This is a genomic window from Sporocytophaga sp. (assembly GCF_017745095.1).
Taxonomy (GTDB): Bacteria; Bacteroidota; Bacteroidia; order Cytophagales; family Cytophagaceae; genus Sporocytophaga.
On record NZ_JAGHZZ010000005.1, the window covers coordinates 151,871 to 169,868 of the forward strand.

General features: G+C 35.0%; 10 protein-coding genes and 1 pseudogene. 9 read left to right on the forward strand and 2 right to left on the reverse strand.

Annotation, left to right across the window (positions count from 1 at the left end):
- Nucleotides 1–269: 269 nt before the first annotated feature.
- The 4 genes and pseudogenes from tyrS (at nt 270) to J7604_RS09535 (ending at nt 7,737) form a co-directional block, all read left to right on the forward strand.
- Nucleotides 270–878 (forward strand): tyrosine--tRNA ligase, encoded by a 609-nt coding sequence (gene tyrS / locus J7604_RS27045; RefSeq protein WP_367113561.1) that lies wholly within the window; start codon nt 270–272, stop codon nt 876–878.
- A gap of 19 nt (nt 879–897) precedes the next feature.
- A pseudogene (locus tag J7604_RS27050) lies at nt 898–1,482 on the forward strand (hypothetical protein); the annotation flags it as partial.
- A 424-nt stretch (nt 1,483–1,906) separates the two neighbouring features.
- The gene (locus J7604_RS09530) at nt 1,907–4,114 is read left to right on the forward strand and encodes a M6 family metalloprotease domain-containing protein (protein WP_293894688.1); all 2,208 of its coding nucleotides are present in this window, start codon (nt 1,907–1,909) and stop codon (nt 4,112–4,114) included.
- Between the two features lie 242 nt (nt 4,115–4,356).
- Complete coding sequence (locus tag J7604_RS09535; protein ID WP_293894691.1) at nt 4,357–7,737, forward strand: T9SS type A sorting domain-containing protein; 3,381 nt, start codon at nt 4,357–4,359, stop codon at nt 7,735–7,737.
- Between the two features lie 350 nt (nt 7,738–8,087).
- Here J7604_RS09535 and J7604_RS09540 read toward each other — a convergent pair whose 3' ends face one another.
- Nucleotides 8,088–8,273: a hypothetical protein gene (locus tag J7604_RS09540; protein WP_293894694.1), complete on the reverse strand. Its 186-nt coding sequence runs from the start codon at nt 8,271–8,273 to the stop codon at nt 8,088–8,090.
- Between the two features lie 25 nt (nt 8,274–8,298).
- On the reverse strand, nt 8,299–9,051 hold the full coding sequence (locus J7604_RS09545; RefSeq protein WP_293894697.1) for a ferritin-like domain-containing protein: 753 nt from the start codon (nt 9,049–9,051) through the stop codon (nt 8,299–8,301).
- Between the two features lie 380 nt (nt 9,052–9,431).
- On the opposite strand from J7604_RS09545, the gene J7604_RS09550 reads away from it, so the two are divergent.
- The 5 genes from J7604_RS09550 (at nt 9,432) to J7604_RS09570 (ending at nt 17,954) form a co-directional block, all read left to right on the forward strand.
- A complete protein-coding gene (locus J7604_RS09550; protein WP_293894700.1) occupies nt 9,432–9,929 on the forward strand; it encodes a hypothetical protein in 498 nt (165 codons plus the stop codon).
- Between the two features lie 409 nt (nt 9,930–10,338).
- Nucleotides 10,339–11,271, forward strand: coding sequence for a DUF3857 domain-containing protein (locus J7604_RS09555; RefSeq protein ID WP_293894702.1), 933 nt, complete (start codon nt 10,339–10,341; stop codon nt 11,269–11,271).
- Nucleotides 11,272–12,242: 971 nt separating this feature from the next.
- Nucleotides 12,243–15,578 (forward strand): esterase-like activity of phytase family protein, encoded by a 3,336-nt coding sequence (locus J7604_RS09560; RefSeq protein WP_293894705.1) that lies wholly within the window; start codon nt 12,243–12,245, stop codon nt 15,576–15,578.
- A 73-nt stretch (nt 15,579–15,651) separates the two neighbouring features.
- Nucleotides 15,652–17,580, forward strand: a complete 1,929-nt coding sequence (locus J7604_RS09565; protein ID WP_293894708.1) for a cytochrome c peroxidase — start codon at nt 15,652–15,654, stop codon at nt 17,578–17,580.
- 11 nt (nt 17,581–17,591) lie between these two features.
- Nucleotides 17,592–17,954, forward strand: a complete 363-nt coding sequence (locus tag J7604_RS09570) for a cytochrome c (RefSeq protein ID WP_293894711.1) — start codon at nt 17,592–17,594, stop codon at nt 17,952–17,954.
- Nucleotides 17,955–17,998: the final 44 nt, after the last annotated feature.

The window sequence follows — 17,998 nt, forward strand, 5'->3', positions numbered from 1 at the left end:
GTAGAATTAAATGATTATCCATTCTTTAAACTTTCATTTCTTCAGTTTGCTTAACTGAAAAAAATGAATTAATTTAGACTATCCTTAAGACATAACATGAAGAATTTAATGCAATCCTATTATACCTACGCTTACTATAATCTGATAGTCAGAGCCGGGGATTGCTATTGTTTTAGCTGATAATAAATAATCATTATTATAATCAAAAAGCCCCCGACACGTCGGAGGCTTTTTTGTTTTATATCCTATTCATAAATAATCTATCTAGTATGAATAATCTATTAAAAGAAAATGTAGAGATCATTTTTCCTGAAAACGGGCTTGATGAAAAATTAAAGCAAGCTGAATTACAAAACAGAAAGCTTGTTGTAAAATTGGGATTTGATCCTACTGCGCCAGACCTTCATTTAGGTCATGCAATTGTATTAAAAAAACTCAGGCAGTTTCAGGAGCTTGGGCATCTGGTCGTGATTATCATAGGGGATTTCACAGCCCGTATCGGCGATCCTACTGGGAAAAATAAATCCCGTCCGCCATTAAATGAAGAGCAGGTTAAAGAAAACGCAAAGACATACGTTGCTCAGCTTTCAAAGATTCTGGATATAAGTAAATGCACTATAAGATACAATTCAGAGTGGCTTGACAGAATGAATCTATCCGGTGCTGTTCAATTGTTATCTCAGGTTACAGTTGCTCAGATGATGCACAGGAATGACTTTAACAGCAGGTTTGAAAAGGGGATTCCTATTTCATTACATGAACTTGTATATCCGATTTTACAAGGTTATGATTCGGTAGAAATAATGGCTGATATAGAGGTGGGAGGGACAGATCAATTGTTTAATTGCTCTGTAGGGCGCCAGCTTCAGGGAAAATGAGGGGAAACAAGGACAGGCTGTCCTCTGCATGCCTTTGCTTAAAGGGACCGATGGCTCTGATAAAATGAGCAAATCCCAAAATAATATTATCGGGCTGACTGATCATCCTAATGATATGTTTGGTAAGATTATGTCTATCCCAGATACTTTAATGGAGGAGTACTTGAAGTTGGTTACTGATTTTACTGATGAAGAGAAGATGGATAGCATAAAGCAGTTGAATGATGGAATGAATCCTATGATCCTTAAAAAAAGAATAGGGTTTAATGTAGTGACTCAATACCATGGTTTGGAAGAGGCTCATCTTGCTATAGAGTTTTTTGAGAATCAGTTTCAAAAAAAGAGTTTTGATGAAAAGATGTTTGTCAGTATCCCTATTTCAACAATCGTCAGTCAATGTTCTGGTCAACAGATTCAATTGATTGATTTATGTAAAGGAATTAAACCATTAGAGAGTAAATCAAATCTGAAAAGGCTTATTGAATCTGGTAGTGTAACTATAAATGGTATTAAGATAATGGATGTATATGACTTGGTTAATCTTGATGTCCTTCCTGTCAAGATAAAGATTGGTAAAAGAGATTATATTCAGCTAATACCTTAATAAAGGATACATCTTAGGTTTATATAAGGCTTCTCCATTTGAATCATAGAAAGAAGAAACATCCTCAATGTTAAGAGAAGAAAGGAGTAACAGCCTTGCACAAGAAGAATAAATTATCCTAAAAGCTTTTACTCTTGCTCACCTGTTGCTCCTTTTTAATTCTTCTGATTTTTTTTGTAATGTAACATTGGTTACCAATCATAATGTTCCTATCTCATATTTTAGTGTCAGATAAAGCAGCTATTCCGAACATCTTCATGTTTATCTGTTTTATAACCGGTTAATAGAACAATCATAAATGTTAGATAAATCAATGCAGGCAATGCCCACGTGGGTCTTGTGAGGTTACTGCTTTGTCAATAAAATGAATATCTCATTCATGAATATGAGTTAAATCAATCTATCAAACCAAAAAAATAAATTTATGAAAAAGTATTTTAACTGTATCCGCAGTGCAATTACCATACTTCTGATCGGAACTTTAGTTCATTATGCTCAGGCTGCTCCTTACAGAGGTGATCAGTTTGTATTTAAACAACCAGATGGTTCATTAATAAAAGTAAAAGTCTGGGGAGATGAATATTATCAACGCATCGAGAGTGAGGATGGATACACCCTTACTAAAGAAGCTGATGGCTGGTTCTATTATGCTTTACTTTCTGAGGATCACCAGAAACTGGTCAGTACTGGTATAAGGTTTACTGGGACTGATATTGCAGAAGTCAAAAAAAATGCAGGAGCTAAAGCTTCAAAGCTACCAATTGAAAAAGGGCTTGAACTCAATATTCAGGCAATCAGAAAGAAAAGAGCTGAAAGTGCTGCCAGATATGGGGGGAAAAGCGCTTCTTTAAGGACATCAGGCGTACCGTCTGGAGATTTCATTCAGTTATCAGGAAATGTAAAGGGCTTAGCTCTGCTTATAGATTTTCCAGATGAGCCGGCTACAATTCCTGCTGCAACAATGGCTAATCTCTTTAATCAGAATGGCTTTAATGGGTTCGGCAATAATGGCTCAATAAGAGATTATTTTTATGAAGTTTCAGGTGGTAAACTTACCTACACCAATCAGGTTCTTGGCTATTATAGATCTACAAAGCCCAAGAGCTATTATATGGATGAAAATAACCATAATGTACAGGAATTGCTTCATGAGGTACTCGAGTGGGCTGATACTCAGTTAGACTTTTCAACGCTTACAACTTACGAAGGAGAAATCCTTGCTGTCAATTTCATGTACACTGGCTATGCTCCATGGGGTACTGGTATATGGCCTCATAAGGGTGGAGTTGACTTCTCTGCAGATGGCGTTTATACAGGGGTTTATCAGATTACCAATATAGATACTTCTCCGACAATTGCAACCCTTTGTCATGAAAACGGTCACATGCTTTTTCATTGGCCAGACTTATATGATACTGATTACCACTCTTACGGATTAGGCGACTACTGTCTGATGGCTTATCAGGGAAGTGCCACCAATCCTGTATATCCGAATGCATACCTTAGAACAAGTGTTGGCTGGGAAACTCCTGTATCACTTAATGGTCAGACAGGAAGCATTGCAGTGAATGCAAATGCTCTTACTTCCTATGTTTATACAAATCAAAATAACAGTGATGAGCTTTTTGTAATAGAAGCACGCACAAAGACAGGTAGACATGCAGATCTTCGTGATGAAGGACTGGTAATCTGGCACGTAGATTTAGCTGGAAGAAATAGCAGACCCCAGATGACACCTGAAAGTCATTATCAGATTTCGATTGAGCAGGCTGATGGCATTTTTGATCTTGAGAACTATGTAAATGGCGGTGATGCATCTGATTTGTTTGATGCAAGCGGCAATTCAACCTTTAATGCCAACTCATTCCCAAATTCCAACTGGTGGGATGGAAGTCCTTCTGGATTGAATATCACTAATATCAGTGCTATAGGATCGACAATGACCTTCGACCTTGGTTCTAATACATCAACTGCTTGTAGATTCGGAACACCGCTATCTACTTCTTTACCTACAATATATTATTCTCAGTATAACAGAGTTGATGTTGTAGGCAGTGGAGGTCCGAACCTTAGCAATATGAAATATTTTGCTGTGAACTGGGATGCTGTTAACAATGGCTTATACAATTTTGTCATAGAAACCCATAACGGAGTTCCATCTTATTATCTTGATCTGAAATTATACAGCACAGCTACATTCAATACTCCGGCTCCTAAAGTAACCATCTCGGGTTCTGGTATTCCAAGACTTGACGGTACTTATTATGTCGGACGTCATAATGGAAATTTTGTGATGTCTGAAATATCAGGATTATTTACACTTTACTTCAGTGACGGATCTTCAGCTCCAGTTTGCCCGAGTTCATCTAAAGTTGCTTATATGGATGAATTGTCAGGAACAGATTTGATACCAAATCCCGCGACCGACTATGTTGAATTGTCATCAGATGTAGATATGGCTGGAGTTAATATTAAGGTTTTAAATGAATTGGGAAGTGAAATTGCTGTACCTTATTCATTAACAGGAAAATCAATTTCTTTTGACATAAGCAATGTAAAGGCTGGTTATTATTCTGTATCTCTGAAGATAGGAGAAACACTTGTAACCAAACGACTTGCTGTTGTTAAATAATTTTTAGCTACTGAATGATAAAGCCACTGTATGGATATTGTATTCATGCAGTGGCTTTTATTTTGGTGACAGAAGTCAAATGAAATCAGAAAATGATATAACATTGTTCCCCTACTGTTAGACGCACTAAGAGGTACAGTCAAGATGATTCTTACATTATTCTACACAAGAACAGAAAACGAAAGTGCATAATAATTTTGTATAATTTTTTTTGTATATTTATTTCTATACTATACAATTTTATGAAGTTATTCTTTACACTTTTTTTCTTTTTGTTTTCATTAACTTGTTCTTATTCACAGGCTTTTATTGGTTTGAAGACATTTGGTAGTGATAAGTTTAATGACGGTGCTACAGGCGTAGTCACAGATACAGATGATAATACAATCATTTGTGGAACTTTTCAAAACACCATAACATTTGGCTCTAAAACCCTTACAAGTCAGGGTACTACTAATATTTTTATTGTAAAATTTAATTCTAAACAAGAAGTCTTGTGGGCACTTAGGGTTGGAGCTGGCGACGATAACTATTGTAGTGCCGTAACAGTTGATCGTGACAACAACATCTATATCACTGGTTATTTAAATTCTACTTCCGTTGATTTTGGAAAAGTTACAATTCCAGGTCCTTATGCAAGAGCGTTTCTTGCTAAGATTTCTCCACAAGGAGCCCCTTTATGGTTAAGTTTTACTTTTACAAGATCAAATACTGTTGCCACTGATGATCAGGGATACATATACATAGCTAACGAAAATTTAGACAAGTATAATTCTGATGGTACTTTAGTTTGGACCAAAAAAGTAGCTATTAAAATTTGGGAAGAGCCCAGCTTCTATATAAACTCAATGTGTATCAGGAAAAATCGGATCTTAATTTCCGGAGGTTATGGTACGACTATAGTTATAGGAAAAGACACTTTGATTTATAAATATGGTGTGCAACAATCCGGTATATATAGTAAAGATGTCTTTGTTGCACTGCTTGACACCTCTGCAAATATAAAATGGGCTAGGAATGCCAGAAGCGGCTACAACGACGAAAGTTTTGGAGGAGGCTTAGATGAAGCAGGGAATTGTTATATAGCTGGCCTGGTTGGATGGCAAGAAGTCGAATTTGGTAACTTTAGCATTTACCCTAAGCACAATTCTTGGTCTTTATTTATAGCAAAATATGATTCAACAGGAACACTTATGTGGGTTAGAACTCCCGTTGACAATGCCAGTAGTTTTAGTCAAGCAGCGGGACTTTATACAGATCCAATAGGAAACTGTTATGTTACAGGTATTAATTTTGGAAGATTTATACTCGGCAATTTTGATAATAATTCCGCTAAATTAAATAATGATGCCTTTATCGCTAAAATAGGACCTGACGGAACTCCATTATGGGTAGATTATATAAAAGGGGATACAGCAGACATTGGAAAGTCAATTACAATCAATAGTAAAGGTATTATAACTGTAGTTGGTAATACATATTCAACAAAACTTACCGCTGGAAAATATTCTGATATTAATTCAAGAGGCTCCTTAGATGTATTCATTTGTCAAGCCATAGATCCATTTGTCTTGAGAAAAGATCAAAGTCTTGTTAAAGGTAAAGTCTATACAGAAGAAACGGTTAATTGTATACCAGAAGCCTATGAGCCAGGATTAAGATCTTTTATAATTAAAGCAGAGCCAGGTCCGCAATATGCCATTTCAAATGACAAGGGTGAATTTGAATTCCAACTTGATACAGGTACGTATAAAATTACTCATCAACTACCAGCCCTTGATGACCATTACAAAAATACAAATTGCACAAATGAATATTCTGTTAGCTTAAAAAAGGGGCAATCATATATTGAGAATATTAATTTTTCCGATAGCCTTCTTAATTGTCCTATTCTCACTGTTGACATTGCGACAAGCACAAGAAGAATGGCTATGCAAAGCTATACTTATATTAGCTATTGTAATGAAGGTTCAGCGATTGCCGACGAGGTTTATATAGAAGTTATTTATCCCAATTTTTATAGACCTTTATATACCACTTTCCCATGGTATATGGTAAAAGACAGCTTTTATGTATTTAAAATCGGAAGCTTAAGGCCCGGTGATTGTGGGAAAATTAAATTAACTGATGTTATGACTCAGCCCATGGAAAAACACGATGGGAGCATGCAATGTGTGAAAGCCAGGATACTACCACCAGCAAGTTGCGGGTCAGGTAATTGGGACAAATCAACAGTTGAAATTTCAGGAAAATGTTTAGGGGCAGGACTTATAGAAACTGCTATCTCAAATACAGGCACAGGAAATATGCAAGATAGCAGCGATGTTTATATTTATCTGGACAGCAAACTGGTTTATAGAAAAAAAGTAAAGTTAAGAACAGAAGAGACTGTCAAATTAAAATTTAATTCTGAAGGCAAAAGTACAAGAGTTAAGGTGATGCAATCTCTCAATCATCCGGTACCTGGAAATCCTCTTTTTATTATGGAAGGATGTGAAATGGAAGAAGAAGCGAGACCAGCATACGTTAACCAATTGTCTCTGGAAGATGCGAGCAATAGTTATGAAATGGACTGCAGTGCTATTGTCAATAGTTTTGATCCAAATGAAAAGGTTGTTGTTCCTAGTGGAATAGGAAAAGAAAACTATGTAAGTAAAAATGAAGAACTTGAGTATACAATTCACTTTCAAAACTTAGGAACAGATACAGCCTTTTTTGTTAAAGTTATAGATACGCTTTCCCAACACCTTGACTTTATGACCTTCAAGAAAGGTATTTCCAGTCATGAATATAAACTTGTAGTCAGTGGTACTGATAAACAAGTTTTAGAGTGGAACTTTTCAAACATCCTTTTGCCGCATGCCAAAAAAGACAGTGTAGGAAGCAACGGTTTTGTAAAGTTTAAGATTTCACCTAAAGCTGGTTTGCCAGACAAAACTAAAGTTACCAATAAGTCATATATTTATTTTGATTTCAACTCCCCAGTAATTACTAATGAAACATCAGTTTCACTTTTTGATACTGTAGTTCCCGGCCCATCTCTTAGTGTAATTGCATATCCAATACTTACTACAGATTCAATAACACAAATTACATCTCAAAGTGCTGTTTCTGGTGGAAAGATTATAGATGATGGAGGATCTCAAATTATTGAGAAAGGAATATGCTGGAATACATCTGGTAATCCTACTATTAAAAACAATAAAGTTGTGGTAAATGGAGAAGAAACTAAGTTTGTAAGTCTTCTTTCTAATCTGAATGGAAGAACTTTATACTTCGTGAGAGCTTTTGCAACGAATATAGCAGGTACTTCTTATGGAAATCAGGTATACTTTGAAACGCCTCTTCCCACAGACCTAAAAAATATGGTTGAAAATAAGGTGTCAATTTATCCAAACCCTACAAGTAAATCAGTATCCATCTCTTTGCAACCTTTAGTATTTTCCGAGGTGATCCTGAAAATTATAAATGTTAATGGTGAAGAAGTTTACAGTAGAAAAATCTTTAATCAGGCTAACGGAATTAATGAGGAGTTGGATTTAACTGGTATAGTCAGTGGAGTTTATTTTATAAGAATAATTTCTGACAATAATTCTACTACAGAAAAACTTATTATAAAATAATATGTATCCTCATAGTTAGTTCAGAGAAGATAGAACGAAATAGAAAAGCCTTCAATTTTGTAGTTGAAGGCTTTTTTAATGAATATGCTCTTTAAAAGATAAAGAAACACTTGTAACCAAACGACTTGCTGTTGTTAAATAATTTTTAGCTATTGATTATTTGTAATTCTGTATGGGGCATGGATTCATGCAGGGGCTTTTACATAGTTAATAAAGAAAGGCTGTCATCCTTATGGACGACAGTCTTTCTTCTTTCTTCTGAAATTTTATTGTTTGGTTATTTTCAGCATCAATTCATCATAATTGGTTTGAGTTACCTTAATAAGATAAAAGACCAATTTGTTCTTCACTTAGATAAACTGTTGGATTATGATTTGTTTTGAAACTTCTTTGATCAATCTTCCATGTATATCATAAACTCGAAAGGCTGTATTTAATCCCAGACCAGCTATTGTGAATATAACATTGGAAGGATCAGGATATACATTTATTGATCCATAATTACTTTTCACTATAGCGTTAGGGGAAAATTCCATACAAGAACTGGTATCATTCAATCATCTACAAGCTGACCTGTTGAGATAAGACCATCTTATTTTTCTCTTTAAAAGTAATGCGGTGCAAAGTCTTAAAATATTTGTATTTCATTTTGTCCATATATTTTTTGAAATCCGTTCCCCCGGCTTTGAATAATTTTTTATGTGCAGACCACACTACCAGAGATGTTGCAAAGAAAAAAACAGGATATATGATACGGCTGATGAATTTAGAAAACGATGACTTAGCATTAAAGATGATGGACATTCTCTCAGTCTGAAAATCGATATGGTAAGCTTCATCGATCAAAATGTCTGTACAGATTTGTTTTAAAAGTGCACAGCCGGTAGCATTTTTAAGACATTGATAAAATACCTGTGCAGAACTTTCGACTGTAATAACAGCCAGTGTCCAGATTTCCATATTGGTATTATAATAACGGATTTTTCTGAACAGACTATCACCCCAGTCTTTTTTGATCCGAGGCTGATCTATAGCATCCAGATATCGGCCTAAATTACCTCCATGTTTTTGCTCTTCTTTTATAAAAAGCTTAATAGCATCTATATAATCGGGATCACCGATTTTATTTGCATATAGTGTTGAGGCATGCAGTAGATGGGCTCCATCAGAGGTCTCACCTAATTGCCAGGCCTGCAATGAATATAAAATTGATGCTATCTCTGTTTCTGAAATTTCGGGTTTTAAATTCCAGTCAACACGCTGCTGTATAGCATTTATGTTGAAATGTTGTGTCCATTTTTTGCTCGTTTTCATTTTTTTATTTTAAAAAGTACTTTGCGCTTCAAAGTAAATGAAATATTTTGAACAATCAAAAGGCAGGTCGAAGATATATTTTAAAAGTTGATGGTATATATCAGACAATCAGTGTATTGTTTTTTTGTTTTGTCAGGAAGATCAAGGAAAAGAAATATTGTGGAGAGATCATGTAGTTTTTTATTAAAGATCATTCTTGTTGATGTTCAAGTGTTAAAGTTTTTGAGTCATATTTCGGAGTTCTGATTTTTTGATTGTTAATCCTCAAATGAATAATTTAGAAGGTACACTCATTAGATAAAATGCAAATCCATCAAATTCTACTATTAGTATATTGTACTATGTTTTTCGCATGTAACAAAAACAAGGCTTACTATGATTTGAAAGAGCAGACAGGAAATCTGAGAACAGTAAAAAAAAATATAGCCAATTATGAATTTGGCGATTGCTATCTTTACGAAAGCAATCGCAGTAAAAGTTATCTAGCTATAGTCACAAGTCATAATGATGATGAATATGTTTCCATTGTACCAATAATAATTGATAGTATAAAAGGTGTGAATGAAATAAATTTGGACAAAGTCTCGGTTCCTTACTATTCCAGAAATCCTGAATTTATTGATTATGTACTAGGTGGAGAAATTCCTTATGGTAGTTTTGATTTAGACTTTGAAAGGAATGACAAGGAAATATTAGATCTGTTAAATGCAAAAATGAAGTATTTATTTACTTTAAATTTAGACAGTCAAAAAATTAAAAAATATGGGGGCACTTCATTATTGGCAGATATTCCATTAAATGAAGCTTTTGAAAGATCTCTGAATTTTGGGGAACAACTTTCTATACAAGTTCCAATTAGAAATTTGTGCAAAGATTAAAGTAAAACGTGGTTCATTTCATTTTATCGTTCATGAATCTTGCTTTAGCTTCATCTACATAAGTCCATAATTGGCAAAAAATTTTTAACTTAATGTAGTGCCAAATCTTTCTACCTACCACTTTTGAAGGAATCAGGAATATATCAAATCTCTACTTTATTGAACGATGTGAGATCGATAGATTCACACAGAGGAATTCTGTGATGGTGTATCTTTATTCATTTAAATTATCCTAATTTATAAGATAAAGGCTTAGTGTGAATTTTCCGTTTCTGCAAATCGACTAAGAATTAGGGGATTTTTAAAAAATAATGCTCTTGATTTATCAAGGTAAAATGAAGATTAGCTGTATTAATTTTTTTGTCGTAATTTAATTCTTAGATCATTCTTTAAAATTTTAAAAGCTAATATGTCTCATTTTTGGAAGAATATTTATACTGTATTTTATAGTTGTCTTTTGTTGATTTTAATTCCAGAATTTGGCTATAGCAAAGCAAATTATAGTATAGCTCCTATACCTGAATGGGTTACTCCAACTCCTTATAATAATTTTAACCTTCATCCTGAAAACGTATCTGATGGACATAGATTTGTCTTAAAGGATCTGCAAAGTCATGTAGAAAAGGAGGCCTTATATTTCCATTTCATACGAAAAATAACTTCGGAAGCAGGTGTCCAAAATGGCTCGGAAATCGATGTGAATTTTGATCCATCTTATGAAACCTTGATTATTCATAACGTCCCGGTTATAAGAAATGGAGATCGTATTAACAAGCTTGATAAAGAGAAGATACAGGTTATCCAGAGAGAGAAAAATAAAGAACGATTTATGTTCGATGGGACTAACCTTGCCTATTTGATATTGGAAGATATCAGAGAGGGTGATTATATCGAATATTCTTATACGATTAAAGGTAGAAACCCTATTTATAAAACTAAGTATACAGACGCTTTTTATCTGAATTTTTATGATAAGATTGAAAAACTCAAAATAAGAATTATAACAAATACAAATAGAAAGCTGAATTTCAAGACTCTTAACGAAGATGTCAAACCTAAAACTTTGCAAAAAGGAGACCTTATTGAGTATATCTGGGAAAGAAATGATATGCCCGGGCTAATAATGGATAATGACTGTCCTGCATGGTACAATCCTTATACATGGCTAGAGGTTTCTGAATACAGCTCGTGGGAGGAAGTTAATTCTTGGGCTGGTGATCTTTATGAAATCAAAGAACTGCATGACACTGCTTTGTTGAATAAGATAGAATGGGTTAAGAAGAATTATAAAAGATCAGAAGATCGAGTTGTGGCAACGCTCAATTTCGAAGAAAGAGCCTGAAGAGGACACAGCACAAGTTGTATATAAATTTAATAGTGACTTTTAAGAGGATACTTTGAATTCATATTAATCATGTGGTATAAGGTCTTTCATCCCGACATATAAGAGCTGCCTTATATCTCTCTGACCTAAGCCACATGGTTGACTATAGAAAAGTATTATAAAATCGAAATTAACTTAATCTGAGAAATATTTATGAGTGAATATTGGATGAACATTTTTTTAGGACTATCTATGATAGTTTGGTTGCTGGTTTTTATGCTTTCAGGATTCTTAAGAAAATCAGTCTTCTATAAGATTGCGTTTCGAACTTCGGTTTGTTTATCAATAATTGGTATTTTTTGGATAAATCCGATTGGATTGCCTAAAGGAATGATTGTTATAATTTCTTCGATGTCACTTTTATTCATTCTAATGTTTGATGCTCTAAACCGACTTTTCTATAAAATTAATGGTTACTATCCATGGAGTTGGAGATTTGAGATGATGATAGTAGATGGAAATCTGGATCGATATATAAACAAACCTGAACCCCAAAAGCCTAGTCATTTATCCAATTTAATTTATCAAACCAGCCTATATTTAGGCTTTCCCATATTAATACTCATGCTTATAATATTGTCGGGGTTCTTTACAAAGATGTTAAACTCCTTTTAACTGCTAATCAATAATTAATAAGCGATGCAATCAATCCCGATAATTTTTCCCAAAGGCTGTCATCATTTTTGAGACAGCCTTTTTTATTATTTATAATAATGTGATTACTTAAAGCTGACTTGTCAGTCCTTGTATAATCCAATGCTTAAGGCTCTTTATAAGAGTTACTTGTGTTGAAAGATTAGTACATTTGTTCCGGCTATCTTTATTTATTCTTAACAATACCGCCCTTTTTCTTAATCAACTCTTAACAAACCTAGGACAATAAGTTAACCTAAGGCAAGTAGTTTTATGCCATTAAACTAAATAAAATAATGAGACTACGATTAAATACTGCTTTATTAAGTATTGCTGTAGGCTTGCTGACACCATTGATTAGCAAGGCACAGGTTTCCTTGTTGCAGGATTATGTGAATAACAAATCCGCTTCTATCGGAACTTTTCAGGGTATTAATTTTCGCGAGGCCGGATTTTCCAGTTTATATCCGATCGCAAATACTAATGGAAAAGAATTCTGGACTATTTCAGACAGAGGAGTAAATGTGGATTGCGCCAATGCAAATCCTGCTGAATGTCATCCTACTTATGATAAGTTGTATGCATTTCCTAACTATGCTCCTAAAATTCATAGAATAAGAGTGAATGGTGATTCCATTCAAATCTTACAGTCAATTACTATGAAGCGTCCTAACGGAACTTCTGCAACAGGTTTGCTTAATCCTGCAGGTTATGGCAGTACGGATGCTGAGCAGAATTCTACAGACACTGTTCTTACCTGCGCTAACTTTGCAGCAAAAACTGCTGCTAAAGATATCTGGGGTATTGACTCTGAAGGTATTGTAGTAGATAAAGATGGTAACTTCTGGATTTGTGAAGAAGGAGGACCTACTATCTGGAAGTTAAACAAAAATGGAGTTGTAGTTAAGAGATTTACTCCTTATGCAAACCTTTCTGGTGCTCAGCCTGAAGATGTAGCAATAGACACTGTATTTAAGTATCGTAAGAACAATCGTGGTTTTGAAGGAATTTCTATTACGCCAAATGGAAAGATATATGCAATTATACAAAGCCCGATATTGTATCCTACGACAGCTGTAGGTGAAGCTTCAAGAATTCACAGAATATTAGAAATTGATCCGGCAACTAACGCTACAAGAATGTTTGCTTACGTAAACGAAGGTGTTATCGGGTCAGGAGCTAATCAGGTGAGATTGAAAGATTGGAAAATCGGTGATATGGCTGCTATCAATAACAATGAGTTTTTACTTATTGAAGTAGGTATTAGAGGAACTACTGACAGCAAAAAAGTTTATAAGATAGATATCAGCGGAGCTACACCGGTAACGTCAGGACTATATGGTGATAAAACACTGGAGGCATTGGTAGATGATGCTGGTTTAAGTGCTAATGGCATTGTACCTGTGGGAAGAACTATGTTCTTAGACTTAGTAGCAAACGGATGGCCAGCTGCTTTGGATAAAGCTGAAGGTTTGGCAATTATCAATGACAGTACTATTGCACTTTGCAATGATAACGATTATGGACAATCATCTCCAAATGCGGATGGTGTTGCAATAGCAACGAGTAATCTTAGTCATATGTTTGTTTTTGGCTTGAAAGGTGCTAATAAACTTTCTAACTATGTTCCGTTTGCATCTGCATTAGCAGAAGGTACAACAGGTATGAGTACATCTACTAGTTCATATTTAGCTCCTATTACTGCTGGTGTAAAGTTAACTTCTATTTTGACTGCAAAAGATGTAATAGGTAATTATAAAATGTGCGGAACTCCTGACGGACTTGGTGCTTTTGATAACAACGATGGAACATTTACATTGTTGATGAATCATGAGTTTGTAGCAACAGCAGGTGTTGCAAGAGCTCACGGATCAACAGGTTCTTTTGTTTCTAAATGGGTAATTAATAAATCAGACTTAACTGTTATAAGTGGCAGTGATTTGATACAGAATGTAAATTTGTGGAATGGAACAGAATATACTACATACAATAGTGCTAACCCTTCTGCATTAACTGCCTTCGGTCGCTTCTGTTCAGCTGATCTTCCTGCTGTTTCTGCTTATTACAATGCAAAAACAGGTTTGGGAACACAAGCACGTATTTTTATGAATGGTGAAGAAAGTGGTAATGAAGGTCGTGTAATGGGGCACATTGCTTCAGGACCAGCTGCAGGAACTTCATATGAGCTTCCAGCCTTAGGTAAAGCTTCATGGGAGAATTTAGTTGCAAGACCAGTTGCAAGCGATAAAACAGTAGTAATTGGTATGGATGATTCAACTCCAGGTCAGGTATATGTTTATATCGGAACTAAAACAAATTCAGGATCTGATGTTGAAAAGGCAGGATTAATTAACGGAAAACTTTATGGTGTTTCTGTAACAGGAATGTTGAATGAAGCTAATGCAAATTTCGCAGCAGCAGGGACAACATTTACTTTAGTAGATCTTGGTGATGTAAAGAACCAGACTGGAGCTACTATTAATACAAACAGCAATAATCTTGGAGTTACTAACTTTTTACGTCCGGAAGACGGAGCTTGGGATCCATCTAATCTTAATGATTTCTATTTCAATACAACAAATGCTATCACAAGCCCTAGCCGTTTGTGGAGATTACGTTTCTCAGACATAAACAATCCTGAAGCAGGTGGTACTGTTGAAGCAGTTCTAGATGGCACGGAAGGTCAAAAGATGTTGGATAACTTGACAATAGATCATTTCGGACATGTTCTTTTAGTGGAAGATGTTGGAGGAGATGCTCATATCGGAAGAGTTTTGCAATATAATATTGCAACAGATGAATTAACTACAGTAGCAGAACATGACCGTACTCGTTTCCTAAATGGAGGAGCCAATTTCCTTACTCAGGATGAAGAAGCATCTGGTATCTTAGATATGCAGGAAATACTAGGTCCAGGAATGTTCCTGACTAGTGATCAGGCTCACTATGGTATAGCTGGTGAAGTAGTGGAAGGAGGTCAGTTATTAGCTTTGTTTAATCCTGATTCTTACAATGCAAATCCTGAAATCTCTTTCAATTCAAGTAAAGACTTTGGGACACTTACTACAGGGTATACAACTACTAAAGATATTGTTATTTCAAATGCAGGCCCTGGTGCTTTGACAATTAAAGCAATCAATTTTTCAGGAACTGAATATGTATTGGATGAATCATTGATCTTCCCAATCAGCATTGCTGCGGGAGAATCTAAGAGCCTGGTAGTTAAATTTGCTCCAGTTACAGACGGTGCTCACAACGCAGCTATGACGATTGTGAATAATGATTTTGATGAGTCAACTGTAGAAGTTTCTTTGACTGGTATTTCATCTCCTGAAGAAATCCCAGCAGGTCTAATCCCTTCTGGTTCTATTTCTTCTAATGGAATGCAGATATTCCCTAACCCTGCGGGTGATCTTGCTACGGTTTCAATTACCATGGAAAAAGCAGAGCATGTAACCATCTCTATTTTAAATTCAAAAGGAACTCTGGTAGCTCCCGTAATTGAGAAAGAATTAGCAGCAGGAAAGACTGAAGTAGCTCTTTCTACAGCATCTTTACAAAATGGAATTTATGTTGTTAAGCTTTCGTCTGCAAGTGGTACAAAAACAGTAAAAGCCGTTGTGGCTCATTAATACAATCTAGATGATGGAGATCCGGTAACGGATCTCCATTTTTTATTTTGTATGAATAAAATTTAAGTAAATAATGAATAAAAATTATCTCATCCTTCTTTCCATATCCTTTATTGCTTTTATCAGCATCTCCTTTAAAACCTGCTTATTGAATGAATCAAGTTATAATTCAGGATATCATCACAGGCTATTTGAGTTCAAAAGGGAGCAGTTAGAACTATTAGACTTAATTCAAAATTCAAATCTTAATTCACCAACCAGTCTAAATAAAGTAAAAGAAAAGATTAATTCTTGCCGAATATATTTGAAGAAGATGGATTTCTGGCTTCGTTATCTTGAGCCAATCTCCTATAAAAAGATTAATGGACCTCTTCCTGTAGAATGGGAAACAGAGGTATTTGAAAAATTTGAAAAGCCCTATCAAAGAGTAGGAGCAGGATTAACTCTAGCCGCTCTCTATTTAGAGGAACCGATGATAGAAAAGGATTCTTTGTTAAGCTTAATCCAGCAATCACACATTTCTTCTTCTGTTTTCTCTGCTGATTCTATCACTGATGGATTAAAATCTTATCACCATTTTTTTTTATGCAACAGACTTTTTCTATTAAATCTTTCCACGATTTATACAACAGGATTTGAATGCCCAGATACTTCTCTTGTAATACCGGAGCTAAGGGCGATGTTAAGAGAAGTAAAAGAAATTAACAAATCATTTAAAGAAAGCTTTCCGGAAACAGCTCTTGATGAAAACTACCTTTCTCTTTTTGACCGCATGATTGAATTCTCAAAGGGGCAACCATCCAATTATAGCGAGTTTGATCATTTTACTTTTTTGAAAGTATATGTAAATCCTTTATTTGCAATGAATCAGGGCTTTATTAGAAATTATAAAGTGACTTCTAGAAGTTATATAGATTATTCTCTGAATAAAAATTGCAATTCTATTTTTAGTAAATCCCTTTACATAGGCCAGAATCCTAAAGGAGTTTTTTTGAGAGTAAAAGAAGCAGAAGCATTAGCGGAAATTGACAGAGTAGGAAAACTTTTGTTTTACGATCCTATTTTGTCTGGCAATAACATGAGAAGCTGTGCATCGTGTCATAAACCAACTGAATACTTTACGGATACCATACTAACCACATCTCTTCAATTTGACAGGCAAACTTCTTTGAGAAGAAATTCTCCTTCACTTATTAATGTGGAGTATAACCATTTAATCATGTTGGATGGTAAACATATTTCTCTTCAGAACCAGACCAAAGGAGTTATTGAAAACCCTCATGAGCTTGGAAGTAATGAGAAAGAGGTTTTGCAAAAGGTAATGAGTTGCAAGGAATATAAAAAAGCCTTTGGAGACCTTTTAAAATATACACCTCAAGAAAAAGAAATTACTTTTGACCATATTGTTTCAGCTGTTACTTTTTATTACAGCAAGTTTAGCAGATACTATTCTCCATTCGATGAATCAATGAATGCGGATGAAGTACTTTCGGCTTCTGCCAAACAAGGCTTTAATTTGTTTATGAGTAAAGCCCAATGTGCAACATGTCATTTTGTTCCATTGTTCAACGGAGTTAAACCACCATATACCAATTCTGAATTTGAAGTTCTAGGAGTTCCTGATGCATCCAGCCTTAAGAATCTCAGTACGGATAAAGGCAGATTCGAAGTCCACTCGGCTAATGAAACGAATAATGCATTTAGAACGGGTACAGTGAGAAATGCGGCCCATACAGGTCCATATATGCATAATGGAGCATTTAAAAGTTTAAGAGAAGTTATAGATTTCTATGATTCAGGAGGGGGAAGCGGCAGAGGATTAGATGTGCCAAATCAAACGCTTTCATCAGACTCGCTTCATTTATCTGATGCAGAAAAGAATAAGCTTATAGCATTCATCTTTTCATTGGATGAAAAGATTCAATTTGAGAAAGCTCCGGAAGCTTTGCCTCAATCAAAAGTAAGTGTATTGAATAATAGAAAAGTAGGAGGAGAATATTAATAATTATCATTATGAAATTTTATTTGGTTGTAATTGGAATATTTTTGACTGTTTGTTTTGTTCGGTGCGTAAATCAAAATAAGGTAACCTATGACTTGCCAGCGGCAATGCTACCTCATGTAAAGCAGGAATACCTTTCCCGTTGCGAAAAAGGAAAAATACTTTATGATATGAATTGTGCCGGTTGTCACAATACAAAAGTGAAAGGAAAAGTTTTGATTCCGGATTTTACCCCCGAGCAGTTAAAGGGATATGAGCTTCGTATTACCAATGCCAGGCATTCAGAAAGCTTAACTGACACAATAGTCACAGAAGAAGAGCTTGGAATTATTATGACTTTTTTGTCTTATAAGAAAAAGAATGAAGTGAAGTAATTCGTAATTATGGTTTCATTTTAATTTAGCTACCCATTCAATCT